The following is a 20,847-nucleotide window of genomic DNA, read 5'->3' on the forward strand; positions in this document are numbered from 1 at the left end:
CCGCCGTGGTGACCTGGATCGTGCTCGCGGTGGTGCTGTTCGCGCTCGTCGTGCTGGGCCTGGCGGTCCGGCCGGTGCTGGCGCGGCTGCCCCGGCTGCGCCGGGCGGCGGTGGCGCTGCAGGGGCGTCAGGCCGAGGCGGAGGCGCTGCGGTCCACCGCGGAGGCGCTCCAGCAGCGGGCCGAGGCGCTGCAGGCCCGGGCCGCCACCGCCCAGGAGCGGGTGGCGTTGATCAAGGCCAAGCGGGGAAAGTGATCGATCGGCGTCGGTCCCGGGCGCGGTAGCTGCGCGTTCGGCGGTCGTTGCGCGCAGAAACGCGCCGCCGCAGACGGTTGACGGGACACTCCGGGTTGGCCGAGACTTCACCGACCGGGCCCGCACCGACAGGCCCGGTGGGGTGGCAACCGCTCTCGGCGCACGTACGATGGGCTGCGTCCGCCCCTCAACGACACAGAGCGACTGGAGCTTCCCATGGGTGCCCTCAAGCCGTGGCACATCGCCGTACTCGTGGTCGTGCTGATCCTGCTCTTCGGCGCGAAGCGGCTCCCCGACGCGGCCCGCTCGCTGGGCCGCTCGCTGCGGATCATCAAGGCCGAGACCAAGAGCCTGCACGACGACGACCGTGACCTGGCCGAGAAGGCCGACGCGCAGGCCGGCTACCAGCCGCTCCCGCCGTACGCCGGTCAGCAGCCGCAGCAGGGTTACGCGCCGCAGCAGCCCCCGCAGCAGCAGCAGTACGCCCAGCCGCAGCAGCCGGTCGCCCCGCCGGTCGACCCGGTGCAGCGCGTCCGCGACAACTGACCGAAGGGCCCAGCACCGTGGCCTTCGCGCTCCGTAAGCGCGGCCCGAGCACCTTCGAGCGGGCCGCCGACGGCTCGATGACGCTCATGGAGCACATCCGTGAGCTGCGTAACCGCCTGTTCCGTGCCTCCCTGGCGATCGTGGTCGGCTTCGGCTTCGGCGTCTGGCTCTCCGGTCCGGTGCTGCACCTGCTGCAGAAGCCGTACTGCGACCTGCCGAAGGCGAGGCTCGTCAACGGCACGTGCAACTTCGTCCAGCTCGGGCCGGCCGACCTGTTCCTGCTGCAGATGAAGGTGGCCCTCTGGGTCGGGCTGATCATCGCGGCGCCGATCTGGCTGTACCAGCTCTGGGCGTTCATCGCGCCGGGCCTGCACAGGCACGAGCGGCGGTACGCGTACTTCTTCACCGGCCTGGCGGCGCCGTTGTTCGGCGGCGGCGCGGTGCTGGCCTACTTCGTCACCTCCAAGGGCCTTGAGTTCCTGCTCAACGTCTCCGGTGGCGGTGACATCACCACGACACTGGACATCACCCGGTACATCTCGTTCGTCACGAATCTCATCCTGCTCTTCGGGGTGGCGTTCGAGTTCCCGCTGATCGTGCTCATGCTCAACTTCGTGGGGCTGGCCAGCGCGAAGCGGCTGTTCGGCTGGTGGCGGGTGGCGATCTTCGTCTTCTTCGCCTTCTCCGCGGTGGTCACACCGACGCCCGATCCGTTCGGCATGACCGCGTTGGCCATCTGCCTCTCCGCGCTCTACTTCGGCGCGGTAGCGGTGGCCTTCCTCAACGACCGGCGGCGGGGGCGCGGTCGCGAGATCTACTCGGACCTCGGCGACGACGAGGTGTCGCCGCTGGACCTGACGCCCGAGCCGGTCGAGGCGGGGCAGCGGGTCGACACGGTCGCCCCGGTCGGGGCGCCGGAGCCGGTCGCCGCGCCCGCGCCGATCGAGCGCCGCTACGACGACATGACCTGACCGGGCTTCCCGGAGCACCGACGCGGACGCGCCCCGGGTGGGCGGCGTCCGGCGTTTCCGGCGGCCCGGGGGGTGATCCGCGTCAGACGAGCGCCAGCAGGCGGTCGAGCGCCGGGGGCACCCGGCCGGGGTCGAGGGCGCCGGCGAGCAGACCCGCGTAGTGGCTCTTCCGGCCGGACCGGGTGCCGAGGAAGCGGTGCAGCTGCCGGGGGAGCGGGCGTGCCTGCTGGGCGGGCTGCCGTTGGAAGAGCCGGAGCGACCGGAGGTCCCCCGCCTCCTCGACGACCCGCTCCACCTCGCCCGTGCCGAGCGCGCGGATCAACTCCTCCTCCAGGTCCGCGACGCAGACCTGGAAGCCGAGGTCGGCCATCCGGTCCCGGGACAGGTCCGCGCCGAGGCCGGCCCGCTCCAGACCCCGTCGGATGTACCCCTCCTCGGCGGCGTCGTAGAGGCCGGCGAGCCTGCGGTCGAGGCCGCGCGGGCCGAACAGCTCGAGGAAATGGCCGACGTTGGTGGCCCCGCCCATCGGGACGATCGCCACCCCGTCGAGGGAGCGGCCGCGACGCTCGGCCACCGCCTGCAGGGCGCACCGGTCGCTGGCGCCCTCCACCAGCACCACCGTCGCGGCGTCCAGGCCCGCGACGAGGTCCAGCGCGGTTCGCAGATCCACCGCCCACCTCCGTGCCCGCCGACGGCGCCACCATGCCGGGTGCCGTCCGGGAAGGCAAGCGAGTATTCGGCGCATCCGCTGCCGGGCGCCGGCATCCCGCACCTGCAGGTGATGTGACCGGGTCCCGGCCCGTGTCCGATCCGGACACCGGCCGGGCCGCGCCGTGCTCAGGCCACCCGACGGACGCGGTCCGGCGGCGGCGCCGGCACGGCGTCCGGGTGCAGGATCGCAGCGATCGCCTCGACCCCGTCGACCAGCCGGGGACCGGCCCGCACGATCAGCCCGTCCGCGTCGACGGCCCAGACCTCCGCGTCGGGGAAGTGCGGGGCCACCGCCGCGGCCTGGTCGGCGGCCCCGTCGAGGTGGAAGCCGCACGGGGTGACCAGCACGACCTCCGGCGCCGCGGCCCGCAGCGCGGCCCAGGTGGTGGGCGTCGAGCGGGCGCCGGGGTGGCCGGCCACCGGTTCGCCGCCGGCGGCCCGGACCTGGTCGGGAATCCAATGACCGGCGCCGAACGGCGGGTCCACCCACTCCACGACCGCGACCCGGCGCCGCGGCCGGTCGGCCACCGAGGCGGAGACCCCCGCCAGTCGCGCCCGCAGGCCGTCCACCAGGGCCTCCGCCCGATCCGGTACGCAGGCGGCCGTCCCCACCGCGAGGATGGTGCCGAACACGTCCTCCAGGGTGTACGGGTCGAGCGACAGCACGTCGGCCCGGCAGCCGAGGTGGTCCACGGCGTCGGCCACCCGCCCGGCGGGCAGGGCGCAGACCCGGCACAGGTCCTGGGTGAGGATCAGGTCGGGGTCGAGCCCGGCCAGCGCGCCCGCGTGCAGGGTGTAGAGGTCGGCCCCCGCGGCGAGCTGCCCCTTGACGTACGCGTCGATCTCGCCGGGACTCATGCCGCGGGTGTCCCGGCCGCCCACGACGACCGTCGTGCCGGCCCGGTCCGCCGCCGGCAGCTCGCATTCGAAGGTCACCCCGACCAGGTCCTCAGCGAGGCCGAGGGCGTAGACGATCTCGGTGGCGGACGGCAGCAGGGAGACCAGGCGCATCCCGCCATCCTGCCCGCCCACCGCACGGGCCCCGCACTGCCCCGGCAGTTGCCCGATCCCGACCTTTCGGTCCGGGCCCGGCGATAGGCTGGGTCGGCGCCGGAGAGCACGGACGCATCGGTCGTCGCCGCCGCACGGGTCGCCACAATCCACCTCGGGGCCGCCCGCCCCGACGGCGATCTCGCGGGAGGCGGTGCGGTGTCGGATCCCATCACGGTGTTCTTCGAGCGGCTCGCCGCCGGCGGCTGTGGGCGCCTGCTGCGCAAGACCGGCGGCACCGTCCGGTTCGAGCTGACGGGGGACGACGGGCTCGACCTCTGGCACCTGACCATCGCCGAAGGGCGGGTGGAGGTGTCCCGGGAGGCGCGGGACGCGGATGCGGTGATCCACACCGACCGGGCCTTCTTCCTTCGGATGGTGCGGGGCGAGGCGAAGCCACTGACGGCCTGGCTGCGCAACGACATCATTGCCGAGGGGCAGTTCCGCTTCGTCGTCCTGCTGGAGCGGCTCTTCGCCGCGCCGCCGCCGGTGACCCGGCAACCACGCGCCGTGGCCGGCGACGGCCGGGAGCGGGCATGAAGTCGAACCTGGTCCGGGTGCTGGACGGCAACATCTTCGTGCTCAGCGAGAACAACGGCGACATCGAGGCGGCCGTCGCCAACGTGTGCGGCTTCTTCGACTTCGACACCCGTTTCCTGTCGCTGTGGCGGCTCCGGCTGAACGGCGACCGGCTGAACCCGCTCTCCATCGCCGAACGGGACTACTTCACGCTGCGCTTCTTCCTGGTGCCGGGCGAGCCCACCCATTATGTGGACGCGAAGGCCTCGGTGATCCGGGAGCGGTCCATCACCGGCGGCGTCTTCGAGGAGCGGCTGACCGTGCTGAACCACGACCGGGGTCCGGTGGACTTCACCGTACGGCTGGACGTGGCCAGCGACTTCTCGCCGATCAGTCTGGTCGGCGCGGAGCGCGAGCCGGTGGGACAGCTCTACCGGCGCGTCGAGGACGGCGGCCTGCGGCTCGGCTACCGCCGGGAGAAGTTCCAGCGGGAGACGGTCATCTCCACCAGTGAGCCGGCGGCGTCGACGAGGACGGGCTGACGTACACGGTGCAGGTGGAAGGGAACGGGGAGTGGACGACGACCCTGCGGGTCCGGGCGTTGGTGCTGCGGCCGGACGGCCGGGACGTTCGGGAGCAGCTGGACCGGCGCCCCCGGCGGACCACCGCGGAGCAGCGGGAGGACCTGGCGGACTGGCTGGCCCGGGCGCCGCAGCTGAGCTGTGACTGGGACGCGGTGACCACCACCTACCAGCGGAGTCTGGTCGACCTGGCCGCGCTGCGGTACTCCCCGCTCACCCTCCCGGACGAGACGATGCCCGCCGCCGGCCTGCCCTGGGTGGCCACCATCACCGGGCGGGACAGCATCCTGACCAGCTTCCAGGCGCTGCCGATCGCATCCGAGCTGGCGGTGGCGACCCTGCGGATGCTCGGCATCGACCAGGGCGCGGTGCTCGACGACTTCCGCGACGAGGAGCCGGGCAAGATCCTGCGCGAGTTCCGCTACAGCGAAATGGTGGCCTTCGAGGAGCGACCCGAATCGCCGTACTACGGCAGCGCCGACGTCACGCCGCTCTACGTGGTGCTGCTCGACGAGTACGAGCGGTGGACCGGCGACGCCGCCCTGGTGCGGGAGCTCGAGGAAGAGGCCCGGGCGGCGCTGAACTGGATCGACCAGTACGGCGACATCCTCGGCGACGGCTACGTCCGCTACCGGCGGCGCAACACGCGAACCGGGCCGGAGAACCAGGGCTGGAAGGACTCGCCGGCGGCGATCTGCTATGCCGACGGCCGGCTCCCGGAACCGCCCCGGGCCACCTGTGAGCTGCAGGGCTACGCGTACGACGCGAAGCTGCGCGGGGCCCGGCTGGCCCGCGAGTTCTGGGGCGACCCGGCGTACGGGGAACGGCTGGAACGGGAGGCGGCGGCCCTGCGGGAGCGCTTCGAGCGGGACTTCTGGATCGCCGACCGGGGCTACTACGCGCTCGCGCTGGACGCGACGGCCGGCAGGTCGACGCGCTCGCCTCCAACATGGGACACCTGCTGTGGAGCGGCATCGTCGACGAGTCCCGGGCCGCACAGGTCGCCGCGCACCTGCTCGGCCCCCGGCTCTTCTCCGGCTGGGGAGTGCGGACGCTGGCCGAGGGGCAGGCGCGGTACAACCCGCTCGGATCCCACGTCGGGGCGGTCTGGCCGTTCGACAACGCGCTGATCGCCTGGGGGCTGCGCCAGTACGGCTTCGCCGAGGAGGCCGGCCGGATCGCCGAGGGGATCATCGACGCGGCGCGCCACTTCCACGGCCGCATGCCGGAGGCGTTCGCCGGCTATCCCCGAGAGCTGACCCGTTACCCGGTGCGCTATCCGACGGCGAACAGCCCGCAGGCGCTGGCCACCGGTGCGACGTTCCTGCTGCTGCGTGCCCTGCTGGGTCTGGACCCCGCCGGGGAGCACCTGATGATGGTGCCGCGGGTGCCGGCCCGGTTCGGCCGGGTGGAGTTGCTGGACGTCCGCGGGCGGTGGGGTCAGATCGACGTGATCGGCAGCGGGCTGGCCCGCCTGGACGGCGGTGACCGGGGGCCGGGTTGGGCGGTGAGCCGGGCCACCCTCGTGGCCGGGCGGCTTGGCGGCCGCTCGGGGCCGGGTCTAGCGTTCGCCGGGGCGCTCCGCCCGCGCCCGACAGCCCACCACCGCCCACCCGGAGGACATCCCTTCATGCGTGCCACCGTGATCCACGCCCCGAACGACATCCGGGTCGAGGAGGTGCCGGACGCCGCCGTCCGCACCCCGACCGACGCCGTCGTACGCGTCGTGCTCGCCTGCATCTGCGGCAGTGACCTGTGGGCGTACCGGGGGGTGGCCAAGCGCCAGCCCGGGCAGCGGATCGGTCACGAGTTCCTCGGCGTGGTCGAGGCCGTCGGCGCCGAGGTGACCTCGGTCCGGGCGGGCGACCTGGTGGTGGCGCCGTTCGTCTGGTCCGACGGGGTCTGCGACTTCTGCCGGGAGGGCCTGCAGACGTCCTGCCCGCACGGCGGCTTCTGGGGCGAGCCCGGCTCCGACGGCGGCCAGGGCGAGGCCGTCCGTGTCCCGTACGCCGACGGGACCCTGGTCAAGCTCCCCGCCGAGGCGGCCGGCGACGAGCGGCTGCTCACCGCGATGCTGGCCCTGTCCGACGTGATGTCCACCGGCCACCACGCCGCCCTGGCCGCCCGGGTCCGGCCCGGCACCACCGTCGCGGTGGTCGGCGACGGCGCGGTCGGCCTGTGCGGGGTGCTCGCCGCCCGGCGGCTCGGCGCCGAGCAGATCATCGCGCTGGGCCGGCACACCGCCCGCACCGACATCGCCCGCTCCTTCGGCGCCACCGACGTGGTCGCCGAGCGGGGCGACGCCGCGATCGCCGCGGTCAAGGAGCTGACCAAGGGGCAGGGCGCGCACGCCGTGCTGGAGGCCGTCGGCACCGCGGAGTCGATGCGTACCGCGATCTCCATCGCCCGCGACGGCGGCGCGGTGGGCTACGTCGGGGTGCCGCACGGCGGCAGCGCCGGCGTGGACATCGGCCAGATGTTCGGCCGCAACGTCGCGCTCGGCGGCGGCGTCGCGCCGGCCCGGGCGTACATTCCGGAGCTGCTTGCCGACGTGCTGGACGGCGCCATCGACCCGTCGCCGGTCTTCGACCGGTCGGTGACCCTCGACCAGGTGCCGGACGGCTACCGGGCGATGGACGAGCGCACCGCGCTCAAGGTCCGCATCACCTTCTGACCAGGTCGGCACGACGAGGCGCCGGACCCGCGGCAACGCGGGTCGGGCGCCTCCGTCGTGGACAGATCGGGCGGCCGGTGGCCGGAAGACGGTCCGGTGCGGGCGCAGCCACGGGGTTGAGGGGCGTCTCCCCTGGTGGAGGCCGTGGGTCGTACCGTACGGTGCTCGCCGTGACCGCGCACGATCTTGTTCCGCCCGGCCCCGTCGCCGTGCTCGCCAACCCCACCGCCGGCCGGGGCCGGCACCGTGGCCTGCTGCCCCGGCTGCTCGAGCGGCTGAACGCCGGCGGCCGGCCGGTGCGGGTGCTGACGGCGGGAACCCCGGCGGAGGCGGAGGCGGCGTGCCACGCCGCGGTCGCGGACGGCGCCGGTGCGTTGGTCGCGGTGGGTGGCGACGGCACCGTCCACCGGGCGTTGCAGGCGGTCGCCGGTACGGCCGTGCCGTTCGGCCCCGTCCCCGCCGGCACCGGCAACGACTTCGCGGTCGACACCGGCTTCCCGGCCGACCCGCTCGCCGCGGTCGACGTGATCGCCGCCGCGCTGCGCGACGGCCGGACCCGCCCGGTCGACCTGGCCCGGATGACCGCCCCCGACGGTGGGCACCGCTGGTACGGGGCGGTGCTGGCCGCCGGATTCGACGCGATCGTCAACGAGCGGGCCAACCGGATGCGCTGGCCGCGCGGCCCGCGCCGCTACGACCTGGCGATCCTGGTGGAGCTGGCCCGGCTGCGCCCGCGCCGGTACACGCTGCGCCTCGACGGCGAGGAGCTGACGCCCGACGCCGTGCTGGTGGCGGTGGGCAACTGCCCGACCTACGGCGGGGGCATGCGGATCTGCCCGGACGCCGACCCGACCGACGGGCTGCTGGACGTGGTGGTCGGCGGACGGTTCGACCGGCGCACCCTGATGCGGGTGAAGCCGCGCATCTACCAGGGCACGCACGTCGACCATCCGCTGGTGCGCAGCTACCGGGCGCGGACCGTGGAGCTGAACGCCGAGGGCATCACCACGTACGCCGACGGGGAGCGGGCCCTCGACCTGCCGGTGCGGATCAGCGCCGTGCCGCAGGCGGTGCGGCTGCTGGGCTGAGCCGACCCTCGGGCCCCGGGTCGGCGGAGCCGTCCGGGCGCTCGGCTGCCGTCGTGCCGTCGCGCCCTCGGTCGACGTGGCCGGCGCGCCGGCCCGGACCGCGCCGATGCTGGCGCGATCACCAGACCGATCGCGAGGACCTCCGTCGCGCGCAGCGCCTGGTCCAGCACCAGCCAGCCGGCGAGGGCGGCGATGGCCGGGCCGAGGCTCATCAGCACGGCGAAGGTCGCGGTGGGCAGCCGGCGCAGCGCCAGCAGTTCCAGGGTGTACGGCAGCACCGAGGCGAGCAGGGCGAGCCCGGCGCCCAGCCCGAGCACGGCCGGATGCCCCAGCCGGGCGCCGGCCCCGACCAGCCCGATCGGCAGGGTGACCAGGGCGGCCACCGTCAGCGCCAGGGCCAGCCCGTCCGCGCGGGGGAACCGGCCGCCGACCCGCGCCGAGCAGAGGATGTACGCGGCCCACATCACCCCCGCGCCCAACGCCAGCGCGGCGCCGGCCGGGTCGAGCCGGTCGAAGCCGCCCTGGCCGAGCAGGGCCACCCCGGCCAGGGCCAGCCCGGCCCAGCACCAGGCGGCCAGCCGGCGGGCGGTGCACACCGACAGGGCCAGCGGTCCGAGCACCTCCAGGGTGACGGCCGGGCCGAGCGGGATCCGGTCGATGGCCTGGTAGAAGATCGAGTTCATGCCGGCCAGGGCCAGCCCGAAGGCCATCACCGAGGCCCAGTCGGCGCGGTCGTGGCCGCGCAGCCGCGGCCGGCACACCGCCAGCATCAGCAGCGCGCCGATGGTCAGCCGCAGGGTCACCGCCCCGGCCACCCCCGTGCGCGGGAAGAGCAGGGCGGCGACCGCCGACCCGAACTGCACCGACAGCGCCCCGCCGAGGACCAGCCCGACCGCCCCGAGCCGACCGCGGCGCGGGGCCTGCTCCGTCGACGGGCGCGGCCTGGTGGTCATGCCCGTGACGCTAGACGGGCACCTCGGAACCGGGCTCGCCGGGCCGGCTGCTCCCGAGGCGGGCCACGTCGCGCCCGCCGCTCAGCTCGGCGAGGGTGGTCGGCTCCGCACCCGCCCGGTAGTCCCGCGCCGGCACTCCGTACGCCTCCCGGAAGGCGCGGCTGAAGTGGGCGGGGTCCGGAAACCCCCATCGCGCCGCGATGACCCGGATGGGCTGGTCCCGCAGCAACGGGTTGCGCAGGTCGCGCCGGCACTGTTCCAGGCGGCGCCGGCGGATGAGCCCAGCGACCGTCTCCTCCTCGCCGGCGAAGAGCCGGTGCAGGGTGCGCAGCGACAGGTGGTGGGCCTGCGCCACGGCGCCGGGGTCGAGGCCCGGCCGGGCCAGGTGCCGCTCGATGAACTCGACCACCTGCAGCCGGGTGACCTGCTGACGCGTCTCCGGCGACAGGGAGTCCTCGCCGTCCGCGTACCGTGCCAGGGTCGCGCACACCAGGTCGAGCGTCACGCCGCCGAGCCCCTGCGCCTCGCTCGGCTCGTACTGCTCGGGGTGCGCCACCAGTTGCCGGAGGAACTGCGCCAGCAGGGCGCCCGTCCCCCGGTCGGCGGGCATGGCCGCGGCGAGCAGCCGGTTAACCCGACCGGCGGACAGCGGCAGCCGGGCGTGCGGGATGTGCACGCAGATCGTCGAGGTGTACCTCGTCTCGTCCACCTGGTGCTCCGCCTCGTACGGTCGGGAGCCGTCGAAGAAGGTGAACCCGGTCTGGTCGATGGTCGACTCGTTGCGGGCCTGGCTGATGGCGCTGAAGCCGGCGGTCGGCAGGGCCAGCTGGAACATCTCCGAGTCGGCCTGGCGGATCTGCCGGGCCGTCCGCCTGGTGCGCAGCGTCGGGTACCGGAACTCGGTCAGGTGCACCCCGCCCAGGTCGATCAGCTGGGCGAAGGCGTTGAACGGCGCCCGCCGGTCGGTCCAGATGCTGGCCGGCGTGCTGCCGACGGCGAAATCCGCCCAGAGGTCGAAGCGGTCGGCTTCCGGCACCAGCTGGGTGTCGAGCACCTGACGTGGCAGGATCGCGTCCTCCCCGAGGGCGTTGATGATCGAGGCAGCATCGTACCGGCAGCTCGCGGAGGTCCATGGGGCAGTGCGGCACCGCGGACGAGCTACCGGAGGCGCTGACCACCTCGGGTCAGCGCCGGAACCCGCAGCTCAGGAGCCCAGCGCCAGGTCGAGCACCGCGCCGAGCCCGTTGGCCCGGCCGGCGTCGGCGGCCGGCAGCACCAGCACGGCGCAGCCCGCGCCCACCGCGCCCGCGTCGGCCGGCGTGTCGCCGACCATCAACGCGCGCTCCGAGTCGACGCCGAGCATTCCGCAGGCCCGCAGGAAGATCCCCGGGTCCGGCTTGCAGCGCCCCACCTCGTAGGAGAGCGCGTACGCGTCGACCAGCCCGTCGAGGCCCCAGGCGGCGAAGAGCGGCCGGATGTCGAAGCCGATGTTGCTGACGACGGCCACCTTCACCCCGGCGCGCCGCAGCTCCTTGAGCACCGCCTCGGTGTCCGGGTACGGCACCCAGCCCTCGGGGACCCGTACCCGCTCGTAGAGCGCCTCGGGGAACCCGTCGATGCCCGCGTCCACCGTCTCCGCCAGCCCGGTGTACGCGCCCCGGTGGGCGTGCTCGTAGAGATCCCGGTCGGCCCAGAGCTCGGCCAGCCGGGGCGGCACCCGCGCGGGCACCGGCCCGCCGGCCCGCCCGGCGGTGAGCAGCCGGTCGGCCAGCGAGGTGGCGCGTACCCGGTCCAGCTCCACCCCACACGTCGCGGCGGCCGCCAGCACCCACTCGCGCGGCTCCTCCACCTGGGCGAGGGTGCCGTGGAAGTCGAAGAGCACCGCCTCCACGGGCCGGCGGGACGTGCTCGGGCGGACGGCATCGTCGGCGCCGCTCGAGGCGTGGGGCGGTTCGGCATGGTCCGGCACGTCGTGCACCCTACCGACCGCCTCCGACCGTACTGCCGGACGGCCTTGTCAGGTGGTGGTCGGTCCTAGCGATTAATCTTGGAGGCATGTCGAGTCCCGCCGAGCGGTACGCCGCGGCGCGCCGCCGGGCCGCGCAGGCCTCCACCTTCCCGGCCCTGGACGAGTTCGCCCGAGACCTCGGGTTCGACCTCGACGACTTCCAGCGGGAGGCGTGCCAGTCCCTGGAGCGGGGCAGCGGCGTGCTGGTGTGCGCTCCCACGGGCGCGGGCAAGACGGTGGTCGGCGAGTTCGCCGTACACCTGGCCCTGCGCGGCAAGCCAGGGCAGCCGGCGGCGGCCGACGCGGCCGAGGGGCCGACCACCCGGCGCAAGTGCTTCTATACGACGCCGATCAAGGCGCTGTCCAACCAGAAGTACCACGACCTGGTGGACCGCTACGGCGCCGAGCAGGTCGGCCTGCTCACCGGCGACAACGCGATCAACGGCGACGCCCCGGTGGTGGTGATGACCACCGAGGTGCTGCGCAACATGCTCTACGCCGGCTCCAGCACCCTGGAGGGCCTGGCCTACGTGGTGATGGACGAGGTGCACTACCTCGCCGACCGGTTCCGGGGCGGGGTGTGGGAAGAGGTGATCATCCACCTGCCCGCCTCGGTCACCCTGGTCTCCCTCTCCGCGACGGTCTCCAACGCGGAGGAGTTCGCCGACTGGCTGGTCACCGTGCGCGGCGAGACCGCGGTGGTGGTCAGCGAGCACCGGCCGGTGCCGCTCTGGCAGCACATGCTGGTCGGCAAGCGGATGTTCGACCTGTTCCACGACGCCGACGCGGCCCGCAAGCACGACGTGCACCCCGAGCTGCTGCGCTACACCCGCGACACGGTGCGCCGCCTGGAGCTGGGCGAGGGGCGCAGCGCCGGTCCCGGCGCCGGGCGCCCGGCCCCCGCTGGCGCGGCCCGATGCGCCCCGACATCGTCAACCGGCTCGACCGGGACGGCCTGCTCCCGGCGATCCTGTTCATCTTCAGCCGGGCCGGCTGCGCCGCGGCCGTGCAGCAGTGCCTCGCCGCCGGGCTCCGGCTGACCTCGCCGGAGGAACGCACCGAGATCCGCCGGGTGGTCGAGTCCCGGGTCACCGCCATCCCCGGCGAGGACCTGTCGGTGCTCGGCTACTGGGAGTGGCTCGACGGGCTGGAGCGCGGCCTGGCCGCCCACCACGCCGGCATGCTTCCGGTGTTCAAGGAGGTCGTCGAGGAGCTGTTCGTCCGCGGCCTGGTCAAGGCGGTCTTCGCCACCGAGACCCTGGCGCTGGGCATCAACATGCCCGCCCGCTGCGTCGTCCTCGAACGCCTGGTCAAGTTCAACGGCGAGGCGCACGTCGACCTCACCCCGGGGGAGTACACGCAGCTCACCGGGCGGGCCGGCCGGCGCGGCATCGACGTCGAGGGGCACGCCGTGGTGGTCTGGTCGCCGGAGACCGACCCCCGGCACGTGGCCGGGCTCGCCTCCACCCGGACCTACCCGCTGCGGTCCAGCTTCCGGCCGTCGTACAACATGGCCGTCAACCTGGTCGGCACGGTCGGCGCGGACCCGGCCCGGGCGCTGCTGGAGTCGTCCTTCGCGCAGTTCCAGGCGGACCGCTCGGTGGTCGGCCTGGCCCGGCAGGTGCAGCGCAACACCGAGACCATCGAGGCGTACGGCGCCGAGGCGGCCTGCCACCACGGGGACTTCGACGAGTACTTCGCGCTGCGGGTGGCCATCGCCGACCGGGAACGGGCCATCGCCCGGCAGGGCCAGACCCAGCGCAAGGCGGCGGCCGTCGCGTCGCTGGAGCGGCTGCGGGTCGGCGACGTGATCCGGGTGCCGTCCGGGCGGCGGGCCGGGCTGGCCGTCGTCCTCGACCCGGCCACCGGCGGCTTCGGTGAGCCGCGCCCGCTGGTGCTCACCCAGGACCGCTGGGCCGGCCGGGTCAGTCCCGGCGACTTCACCACCCCGGCCGAGGTGCTCGCCCGGATCCGGGTGCCGAAGCACTTCAACCACCGGTCCCCGGCTGCGCGGCGGGACCTGGCCGCCGAGGTCAGCGGCACCGGGCTGGACCGGCACGACGGCCGCCGGGGCGGGCGGTCCCGGCAGGTCGCCGGCGAGGACCACCGGCTCAGCCAGCTCCGCACCGAGCTGCGCCGGCACCCCTGCCACGCCTGCCCGGAGCGGGAGGAGCACGCCCGCTGGGCCGAGCGGCGTCGCCGCCTCGAACGGGACACCGAGGAGCTGCGGCAGCGGGTCTCCGGCCGGACCGGCTCGCTGGCGCGGACCTTCGACCGGATCGTCGCGCTGCTCACCGCCCGCGGCTACCTCTCCGCCGACGGCGGGGTCACCGACGCGGGCCGGATGCTCGGCCGGATCTGGACCGAGGCGGACCTGCTGGTCGCCGAGTGCCTGCGCCGGGGCGTCTGGGACGGGCTCTCCCCGGCCGAGCTCGCCGCGGCCGTCTCCGTGGTGGTCTTCGAGGCCCGCCGCGACGTCGACGAGCGGGCCTCGCTGCCGCGCGGCCCGGTCGCCGACGCGGTCGACGAGACGCTCAAGCTGTGGAGCGACATCGAGGCGGACGAGGCTGCCCGGGGTCTCGCCGTCACCCGCGAGCCGGACCTGGGCTTCGCCTGGCCGATCTACCGGTGGGCCCGCGGGGAGGTGCTCGCCAAGGTGCTCGCCAGCGGCCACCAGATCGACGGCGAGATGCCCGCCGGGGACTTCGTGCGCTGGGCCCGCCAGGTCGTCGACCTGCTCGGCCAGCTCGCCGACTCCGGCGGCGCGTCGGCGGAGCTGCGCTCCACCGCCCGGCAGGCCATCGCGACCGTCAACCGGGGCGTGCTGGCCTACCACGCCGCGGCCTGATCGTCACCGTGCGGTCACCACGTCCGCACGATCAGGAACGGGCGGTGAGCGCGTCCACGAGCCGGCGGCACGAGCCGGCCAGGTTCCACCGCTGCGCCAGCTCCAACAGCCCCTCCGGCTCCGCGGGCGCCGTCGGCAGCGCGGTGGGCAGCTCCGGCAGCGGTATGTCCCGGGCCACCTCCACCACCTTCGGGGCGACCGCCAGGTAGTCCCGGGCCGCCGCCAGCTTGCTCCGCAGCCCCGGCGCGAAACCCGCGTCCCCGTCGTCCAGCGCGGCGAGGATGCCCGGCAGGCCGCCGTACCGCTCGATCAGCCGGGCGGCGGTCTTCTCGCCCACCCCGGGCACCCCGGGCAGCCCGTCGCTCGGGTCGCCGCGCAGCGCCGCGAAGTCCGCGTACCGGTCGGCGGGAACCCCGTACCGGGCGCGGATCGCCGCGTCGTCGCAGTCCTCCAGCTTGGCCACCCCGCGCCCGACGTAGAGCAGCCGGACCTGGCGGGCGTCGTCCACCAGCTGGAACAGGTCCCGGTCGCCGGAGACCACCTCCACCGGACCGGGCTGGGTCACCGAGAGCGTCCCCAGCACGTCGTCGGCCTCGTAGCCGGTGGCGCCGATGAACGGAATGCCGAACGCGGTCAGCACCTCCAGGATCATCGGCACCTGCGGGGAGAGGGTGTCCGGCACCACCTCGCCGCCCTCCGGCGCCACCCGGTGCGCCTTGTACGACGGCAGCAGCTCCACCCGCCACGCCGGCCGCCAGTCGTAGTCCAGTGCGCAGACCATCCGGTCCGGCCGGCGGGTGCGGACGAGCTGGGCGAGCATGTCGAGGAAGCCGCGCACGGCGTTGACCGGCTGGCCGTCCTCGGTCTTCGCGGCCGACTCCGGGATGCCGAAGTAGGCCCGGAAGTAGAGGCTGGGGGAGTCGATCAGCAGGATCGGGGGTCGCTGTGCCACCCGGACAGCCTGGCACAGCCGTACGACGAGGTGGGGGAGGGCCGGATCGTGCCGGGGCGGGCGCGGTTGGCCGTCGGGTGAGTCACGGGCGCGTCCGCCGGGGAGACTGACGGCATGACGTTCGTACCCGGGTTGTCGCTCGCCCGGCGGTTCCACGACGAGGTGGTGGCTCCCCTGCTGGCTCGGCGGCTGCCCGGGCTGCGCTACGCCGCCGGCCTGCTCGACGGCGGGTCGAGCTGCTCGGCCTGGACACCGAGCGCTCCACCGACCACGACTGGGGTCCGCGGGCCCAGCTCTTCGTCGCCGGCCCGGACGACGTGGGGCCCGCCCGGGCGGTGCTCGACGCCGAACTGCCGGCGGAGTTCCTCGGCTGGCCGACCCGCTTCGTCGGCGGCCCCGACGTCCGCCTCGGCGTCGTCGACGCCGACGGGGACCGGCACGGGGTGAGCGTGGACGAGCTGACCGGCTGGCTGCGCGACAAGCTCGGCTTCGATCCGCGCACCGGCGTGGGGGTGGACGACTGGCTCGCCACGCCCACCCAGCGGCTGGCCGAGCTGACCGGAGGCGCGGTCTTCCACGACGGCCTCGACGGGGCGCTCACCGCCGCCCGGGCCCGGCTGGCCTGGTACCCGGACGACGTGTGGCGGCACGTCCTGGCGGCCGCCTGGAGCCGGATCGGCCAGGCCGAGCACCTGGCCGGGCGGTGTGCCGAGGTCGGCGACGAACTGGGCAGCCGGGTGGTGACCGCCGGGCTGGCCCGGGACCTGATGCGGCTCGGTCTGCTGGTGCACCGCCGCTGGCCCCCGTACGCGAAATGGCTCGGCACCGTCTTCGCCCGGCTGCCGGCGGCGGCCCCGGTGGTCGACGGGCTGACCCGCGCCCTCGGCCCCGACGGCTGGTCCGACCGCCAGGCCGGGCTGGTCGGCGCGCTGGAGACGGTGGCCGGCTGGACCAACGACCTGGGGCTGGCCGCGCCGGTCGACCCGACGGCCCGGCAGTTCCACGGGCGGCCGTTCCTGGTGCTCGACGCCGGCCGGTTCGCCGCCGCGCTGCGCGCCGCGATCGGTGACCCGGCGCTGCGCGCGCGGCCCTCGGTGGGCGCCGTCGACCAGTACCTGGACAACGTCGACGTCCTCGGCCACGCGCAGCAGGCCCGCCGGGTCGCGGAGGCGCTCCGACCGGACTGACCGGGCGGGTCAGCCGGTCCGAGTGAACCGGTGCTCGGGCGGAGCGGGCCGGGCGCTACCGCGCCGACTGGGGTTTGCCGGCAGCTACCGCGCCGACCGGGGCGGGCCGTCCTCGTGCCAGCGGGCGCGGTACGCGGCCTCGCTGGCCTCGTGCTCGGTGCGCTCCTCGAACACCGCTTGGCGCAGGGCACGCCGGGAGTCGGCCAGCACCACCAGCTCGATCGCGACGAGCGCGACGCAGATGGCGGACAACAGCCCGAGCGCGCCGAGCGCCGGCAGGTGTCGGCCCACGAACAGGCCGGCCCCCAGCGCGAGGAGCACGCCGACCCGGGTCCAGGTGACGGTGCGCAGGGTGCGCAGTTGGAACGCCATGTCGGCGGCCAGGTAGACGATCACCCCGCCGAACAGCATCGGCACGGCCGGGCCGGGCGCCCGCTCGGCCACCCCACCCGCCGGGTCGGTGATCGTCCGCACCAGCTCCTCGGCGCCGATGGCGAACAGCACGACTCCGGCGATCATCGGCAGGTAGAGGTAGGCGTAGGCGTCGCGGGCCATCGCCACCCGTGGGTGGCCCTGCGCGGCGTGCAGCGCGATCCGGGCGGCGGGCCCGATCATGTCGAAGTGCGCCCACCACAGCGCCGCGGTGAACAGGATCCCCAGCAAGGCCGCCGGGACCGCCGGCCAGGTCACCGGTTTGCCGATCAGGTTGCCGCCGACGCCGACCGAGATCACGGACTCACCCAGCGCGATGATGAGGATCAGGTCGTACCGCTCCGTCCAGTGTTCGGCGGACGTGACCTCCCAGCCCCTGGTGCCGGCCGCCAGCCCGCTGCCGTACTGCAGGACGACGACGGCGATCCACAGCCCGTCGCGCAGCCACACCCCGACGTCGGGATCCTCGATGTTCGGCGGCAGCAGCGCCGCGACCAGCAGCAGGACGGTGGTGATCACGATCTCCGGTGCGAACTGGAGCAGCTTGCCGCGGGCGTGCGGCCTGCCGCGCGTCGCGTGCACGTACAGCACCAGGTGCACGGCGCGGACCACCACGTAGCTGACCGTGACGAGCATGGGCCCGGCCGCGCCTTGATGCAAATCGCCGAAGGTCTGGGGCAGCGCCAGGGCGAAGGCGAACAGCGCCATCATGCCGACCACCATCAGCACCGGGACGAAGCCCTCGCCGAGGCGGAGCTGGCTGGCGACCACGCTGTGCACCACCCAGCACCACCACAGCACGGCCAGCACCAGCATCGCGTGCAGCAGCTGTCGCCCGCTGACGTTGGCGGCGGTGGCCCGGGTGATGATGAAGAACGACACGACGAAGACGAGGTCGAAGAACACCTCGAACTTGTCCACCCGCGCGGCCGGGGCGATCCGGATGGCAGGCCCCAGCCCCCCGGTCCGTCGCTTGCCGCCCACCGGTCGAGTCTGGCAGCGCCCGGCCCGTCGCGGGTCGGAATCGTCCTCGCCGGCCACCGTGCGAACCGCCGACGCCCCGGGTTGCCGAGGGCGGCCCCGTCGGTCGGGCGGCGCGGTCTACGGGTCGCCGATGCCGTGACCGCCTCGGGTCACCGGGGCGGTTCGACGCCGAAGGACACGTTCAAGCGGTATCGCTCGCCCGCATACCGCGACTCCGTCAGCTCCAGGGGATCGTCCCGGCCGTCGAGGATCAGGCGCTGCTCGACCAGCAACGCCGAACCCACGGGGACATCGAGCAGCCGCGCGTCGTTCCGGGTGGCCAGCCGGGCGGCCAGCGTCGCCACCCCTCTGGTCGGCGTACGACCCAGCGCGGTCAGCGCTTCGTGCAGCGATCCACCGGCCAGGTCACCGTCGAGGAGAGCCTTCAGGGACCCGGGAAAGGCGGCCTTCTCGACCACGACCGGTTCCCCGTCGGCCAGGCGGACACGCTCGATGTAGACGACGTCGGTCCCGGCGCGCAACCGCAAGCGGGCGGCCTCCTCTGTGGTCGCCGGTCGGGTCTGCGCCGTCACCACCCGCGACGACGGTTGTCTGCCCTGCCGCCGGACCTCGTCGCTGAACCGGACCAGGTTGTCGGCCCGGCGTGGCGACGCCGGAACGGCGACGAAGGTGCCCCGCCCGGGCACCCGGTACGCGAGCCCGTCGTCGACCAGCTTGGTGACCGCGGCCCGCGCCGTCATCCGACTCACCCCGTGCTCCCGCGCCAGGTCAGGCTCCGACGGCAGCGGATCGTGCGGCCGGGACACCGCGATCAGAGCGCGCAGCGCCTGCTCGATGCGGTAGTAGCGGGGCGCGAAGTCCAGGTCGGCAGTCACCTCCGAGACGCTACCGATGACCTGTCTAGACAGCAAGCTGTCTAGACAGATAGCGTGGCCGGACCCGACCGAGGAGACATCATGGCCACGTTCACGCCGGAGAGCGTCACCGTCGCGCAGATCGCGAAGCTGATCGACCACTCGCTGCTGCGCCCCGAGCTCACCGACGACGACGTACGCGAGGGCTGCGGGCTCGCCGCCCGCTACCACGTGGCCTCCGTCTGCGTCCGGCCCGGTGACGTCGTCCTCGCCGTGGACCTCCTGCGGGGAACCGACGTGCTCGTGGGCACGGTGGCCGGCTTCCCGCACGGCGGCACGACCACCCGGATCAAGGCCGCGGAGGCGGCGCTCGCCGTCGGCCAAGGCGCCGCCGAGGTCGACATGGTGATCAACATCGGCTGCCTCCGGTCCGGGAAGCTGGCCGAGGTCGAGGCCGACATCCGTGCCGTCGTGGCAGCCGCGGACGGCGCGACCGTGAAGGTGATCCTGGAGAACGCCTACCTGACCGCCGAACAGATCGTGGCCGGCTGCCAGGCGGCCGAGCGGGCGGGCGCCCACTTCGTCAAGACCTCGACCGGCTTCGCCAACGGAGGCGCCACGATGGACGACCTGGCCCTCATGCGCTCCGCGGTCTCACCGGCCATCGAGGTGAAGGCCGCCGGCGGCGTCCCCACCCTCGACACCCTGCTCGCGATGGCCGCCATCGGCGTCACCCGGTTCGGCGCCATCGCCACCGCCGCCATCCTCGACGACCTGGCCCACCGGCAGGAGCACGGCCGGCCCGCCGCCGGGGCCGTGGCGAGCGGCGGCGCCTACTGACATCCGTAGGTATCTTTCCTTGACCCACCGCCTTCATGTAGCTAAGTTTCGATGAGCTGAGCTGCTTGGAGGCACCCGATGGAGCGCAGAACCTTCCTCACCGGCGCCGGAGCGGTCACCGCCGGCGCCCTCGCCACGACCGTGACCGCCGCACCCGGCAGTGCCGACCCGGGCATTCGCCTTGTCGAGACCGGCCTGGACGCGCTGGTGCGCTCCGACTTCGCCGAGCTCCGCGGGCAGCGGGTGGGCGTGATCTCCAACCCGACCGGCGTCGACTCCGCCTACCGGCACCTGGTCGACCTGATGCACGCCTCGGGCCAGGTGAACGTGGTCGCGGCGTTCGGTCCCGAGCACGGCTTCCGGGGCTCGGCCCAGGCGGGCGGCAGCGAGGGCACCGGCACGGACGCCCGGACCGGCATCACCGTCTACGACGCGTACGGCGCCTCGCAGGCCAAGTGGGAGGCCATGTTCACGCAGTCCGGAATGGACACCGTGGTCTTCGACATCCAGGACGTGGGGGCGCGTTTCTACACCTACATCTGGACGATGTACACCTCGATGCTCGCCGCCGCCCGGCTCGGCAAGCGGTACGTCGTACTCGATCGGCCGAACCCGGTCGGCGGCCGGGCGTACGGCCCGATGATGACCGCCGGATACACCTCCGGGGTGGGTCTCAAGGAGATCGTGCAGCAGCACGGCATGACCGTCGGTGAACTCGCGGGCTTCTTCAACGCCGAGTTCCTGCCCGCCGAGGCGGGACGGCCGGTCGAGCTGCACGTGGTGCAGTGCCGGCACTGGAAGCGGGACCGGCTCGCCGCCGACACCGATCTGCCCTGGGTGATGCCCAGCCCGAACATGCCGACCACGGACACCGCGCTGGTCTACCCGGGCACCTGCCTCTTCGAGGGCGTCGCGTCGATCACCGAGGGGCGCGGCACCTGCCGTCCGTTCGAGCTGATCGGCGGCCTGGCGACGGACTTCGACTACCACTGGGGTGACCGGCTCAACGCCCGGAACCTGCCGGGGGTGCGGTTCCGGGAGGCGTACTTCTCGCCGACCTCGGCCGGGCAGAAGCCGGCGCTGCTCAACAAGCCCTGCGCGGGGGTCGAGGTCAAGATCGTGGACCGGGGCGCGTACGACCCGATCCGTACCGGGGTCGCGATGCTGGTGGAGGCGCGGAAGTACCCGGCGTTCGCGTGGCGGCAGGACGCCTGGGACCAACTGCGGCCGTACTGGATCGACAAGCTCACCGGATCGCCCCGGCTGCGCACGATGATCGACGCGGGTGCCGACGTGGCCGACGTGGTCGGCGCCTGGGCCGACGAGTTGGCCGCGTTCGACCGGCAGCGCCAGCCCTACCTGCTCTACTGACCGCCGCGGCCGGGCGGCGCGACC

General features: G+C 74.2%; 15 protein-coding genes and 4 pseudogenes. 11 read left to right on the plus strand and 8 right to left on the minus strand.

Features of this window, described 5'->3' with window-relative positions; translation table 11 throughout:
• Positions 1-5 precede the first annotated feature (5 nt).
• The 3 genes from JNW87_RS05495 to tatC all read left to right on the plus strand — a co-directional run bounded on the left by JNW87_RS05495 (position 6) and on the right by tatC (position 1,771).
• On the plus strand, positions 6-254 hold the full coding sequence (locus JNW87_RS05495; protein ID WP_109803879.1) for a hypothetical protein: 249 nt from the start codon (positions 6-8) through the stop codon (positions 252-254).
• 216 nt (positions 255-470) lie between these two features.
• A complete protein-coding gene (gene tatA / locus JNW87_RS05500; protein WP_109803878.1) occupies positions 471-800 on the plus strand; it encodes a Sec-independent protein translocase subunit TatA in 330 nt (109 codons plus the stop codon).
• A gap of 17 nt (positions 801-817) precedes the next feature.
• Complete coding sequence (gene tatC, locus JNW87_RS05505; protein WP_109803877.1) at positions 818-1,771, plus strand: twin-arginine translocase subunit TatC; 954 nt, start codon at positions 818-820, stop codon at positions 1,769-1,771.
• 82 nt (positions 1,772-1,853) lie between these two features.
• On the opposite strand, the gene JNW87_RS05510 is transcribed toward tatC, so the two are convergent.
• Both JNW87_RS05510 and JNW87_RS05515 read right to left on the minus strand, forming a co-directional pair.
• Positions 1,854-2,441, minus strand: a complete 588-nt coding sequence (locus tag JNW87_RS05510; RefSeq protein WP_236648209.1) for an ATP-dependent endonuclease — start codon at positions 2,439-2,441, stop codon at positions 1,854-1,856.
• Between the two features lie 167 nt (positions 2,442-2,608).
• Positions 2,609-3,493, minus strand: a complete 885-nt coding sequence (locus JNW87_RS05515) for an ABC transporter substrate-binding protein (RefSeq protein ID WP_109803876.1) — start codon at positions 3,491-3,493, stop codon at positions 2,609-2,611.
• Between the two features lie 198 nt (positions 3,494-3,691).
• Between JNW87_RS05515 and JNW87_RS05520 the strand changes: the two genes are divergently transcribed.
• The 4 genes and pseudogenes from JNW87_RS05520 to JNW87_RS05535 all read left to right on the plus strand — a co-directional run bounded on the left by JNW87_RS05520 (position 3,692) and on the right by JNW87_RS05535 (position 8,394).
• On the plus strand, positions 3,692-4,072 hold the full coding sequence (locus tag JNW87_RS05520) for an SCP2 sterol-binding domain-containing protein (protein WP_161557943.1): 381 nt from the start codon (positions 3,692-3,694) through the stop codon (positions 4,070-4,072).
• Positions 4,069-6,127 (plus strand): annotated as a pseudogene (locus JNW87_RS05525) (glycogen debranching N-terminal domain-containing protein); the annotation flags it as partial. The gene JNW87_RS05520 and the pseudogene JNW87_RS05525, both read left to right, overlap by 4 nt.
• Positions 6,128-6,346: 219 nt before the next feature.
• Positions 6,347-7,306, plus strand: a pseudogene (locus JNW87_RS05530) (zinc-binding dehydrogenase); the annotation flags it as partial.
• Positions 7,307-7,467: 161 nt separating this feature from the next.
• Positions 7,468-8,394: a diacylglycerol kinase gene (locus JNW87_RS05535; RefSeq protein WP_109803872.1), complete on the plus strand. Its 927-nt coding sequence runs from the start codon at positions 7,468-7,470 to the stop codon at positions 8,392-8,394.
• A 173-nt stretch (positions 8,395-8,567) separates the two neighbouring features.
• Here the strand turns inward: JNW87_RS05535 and JNW87_RS40455 are convergent.
• From JNW87_RS40455 to JNW87_RS05550, 3 genes and pseudogenes are all read right to left on the minus strand, one after another.
• Positions 8,568-9,347, minus strand: a pseudogene (locus JNW87_RS40455) (DMT family transporter); the annotation flags it as partial.
• A 10-nt stretch (positions 9,348-9,357) separates the two neighbouring features.
• The gene (locus JNW87_RS05545) at positions 9,358-10,401 is read right to left on the minus strand and encodes a helix-turn-helix domain-containing protein (RefSeq protein WP_238453231.1); all 1,044 of its coding nucleotides are present in this window, start codon (positions 10,399-10,401) and stop codon (positions 9,358-9,360) included.
• 150 nt (positions 10,402-10,551) lie between these two features.
• Positions 10,552-11,316, minus strand: a complete 765-nt coding sequence (locus JNW87_RS05550; RefSeq protein WP_109803906.1) for an HAD family hydrolase — start codon at positions 11,314-11,316, stop codon at positions 10,552-10,554.
• An 86-nt stretch (positions 11,317-11,402) separates the two neighbouring features.
• On the opposite strand from JNW87_RS05550, the pseudogene JNW87_RS05555 reads away from it, so the two are divergent.
• Positions 11,403-14,203 (plus strand): annotated as a pseudogene (locus JNW87_RS05555) (DEAD/DEAH box helicase).
• Positions 14,204-14,234: 31 nt separating this feature from the next.
• On the opposite strand, the gene JNW87_RS05560 reads toward JNW87_RS05555, so the two are convergent.
• Positions 14,235-15,155 carry a 5'-3' exonuclease gene (locus JNW87_RS05560; RefSeq protein WP_109803868.1) on the minus strand — a complete coding sequence of 307 codons (921 nt, stop codon included), beginning with the start codon at positions 15,153-15,155 and terminating at the stop codon, positions 14,235-14,237.
• A gap of 317 nt (positions 15,156-15,472) precedes the next feature.
• Between JNW87_RS05560 and JNW87_RS05565 the strand changes: the two genes are divergently transcribed.
• Positions 15,473-16,342, plus strand: a complete 870-nt coding sequence (locus JNW87_RS05565; protein ID WP_238453232.1) for a DUF4037 domain-containing protein — start codon at positions 15,473-15,475, stop codon at positions 16,340-16,342.
• Positions 16,343-16,426: 84 nt separating this feature from the next.
• Here the strand turns inward: JNW87_RS05565 and JNW87_RS05570 are convergent, their stop codons facing one another.
• Together JNW87_RS05570 and JNW87_RS05575 are read right to left on the minus strand one after the other, a co-directional pair.
• Entirely contained in the window at positions 16,427-17,758 is a 1,332-nt protein-coding gene (locus JNW87_RS05570; RefSeq protein ID WP_109803866.1) for a low temperature requirement protein A, read from the minus strand.
• 149 nt (positions 17,759-17,907) lie between these two features.
• Positions 17,908-18,633: a GntR family transcriptional regulator gene (locus JNW87_RS05575; protein ID WP_109803865.1), complete on the minus strand. Its 726-nt coding sequence runs from the start codon at positions 18,631-18,633 to the stop codon at positions 17,908-17,910.
• Between the two features lie 81 nt (positions 18,634-18,714).
• Between JNW87_RS05575 and deoC the strand changes: the two genes are divergently transcribed.
• Complete coding sequence (deoC, locus tag JNW87_RS05580; RefSeq protein WP_109803864.1) at positions 18,715-19,452, plus strand: deoxyribose-phosphate aldolase; 738 nt, start codon at positions 18,715-18,717, stop codon at positions 19,450-19,452.
• A gap of 78 nt (positions 19,453-19,530) precedes the next feature.
• On the plus strand, positions 19,531-20,823 hold the full coding sequence (locus JNW87_RS05585; RefSeq protein ID WP_238453233.1) for an exo-beta-N-acetylmuramidase NamZ domain-containing protein: 1,293 nt from the start codon (positions 19,531-19,533) through the stop codon (positions 20,821-20,823).
• The last annotated feature ends 24 nt before the right edge of the window (positions 20,824-20,847 follow it).

It is taken from the genome of Micromonospora sp. ATA51 (assembly GCF_016802855.1).
GTDB classification, from domain to species: Bacteria; Actinomycetota; Actinomycetes; order Mycobacteriales; family Micromonosporaceae; genus Micromonospora; species Micromonospora sicca.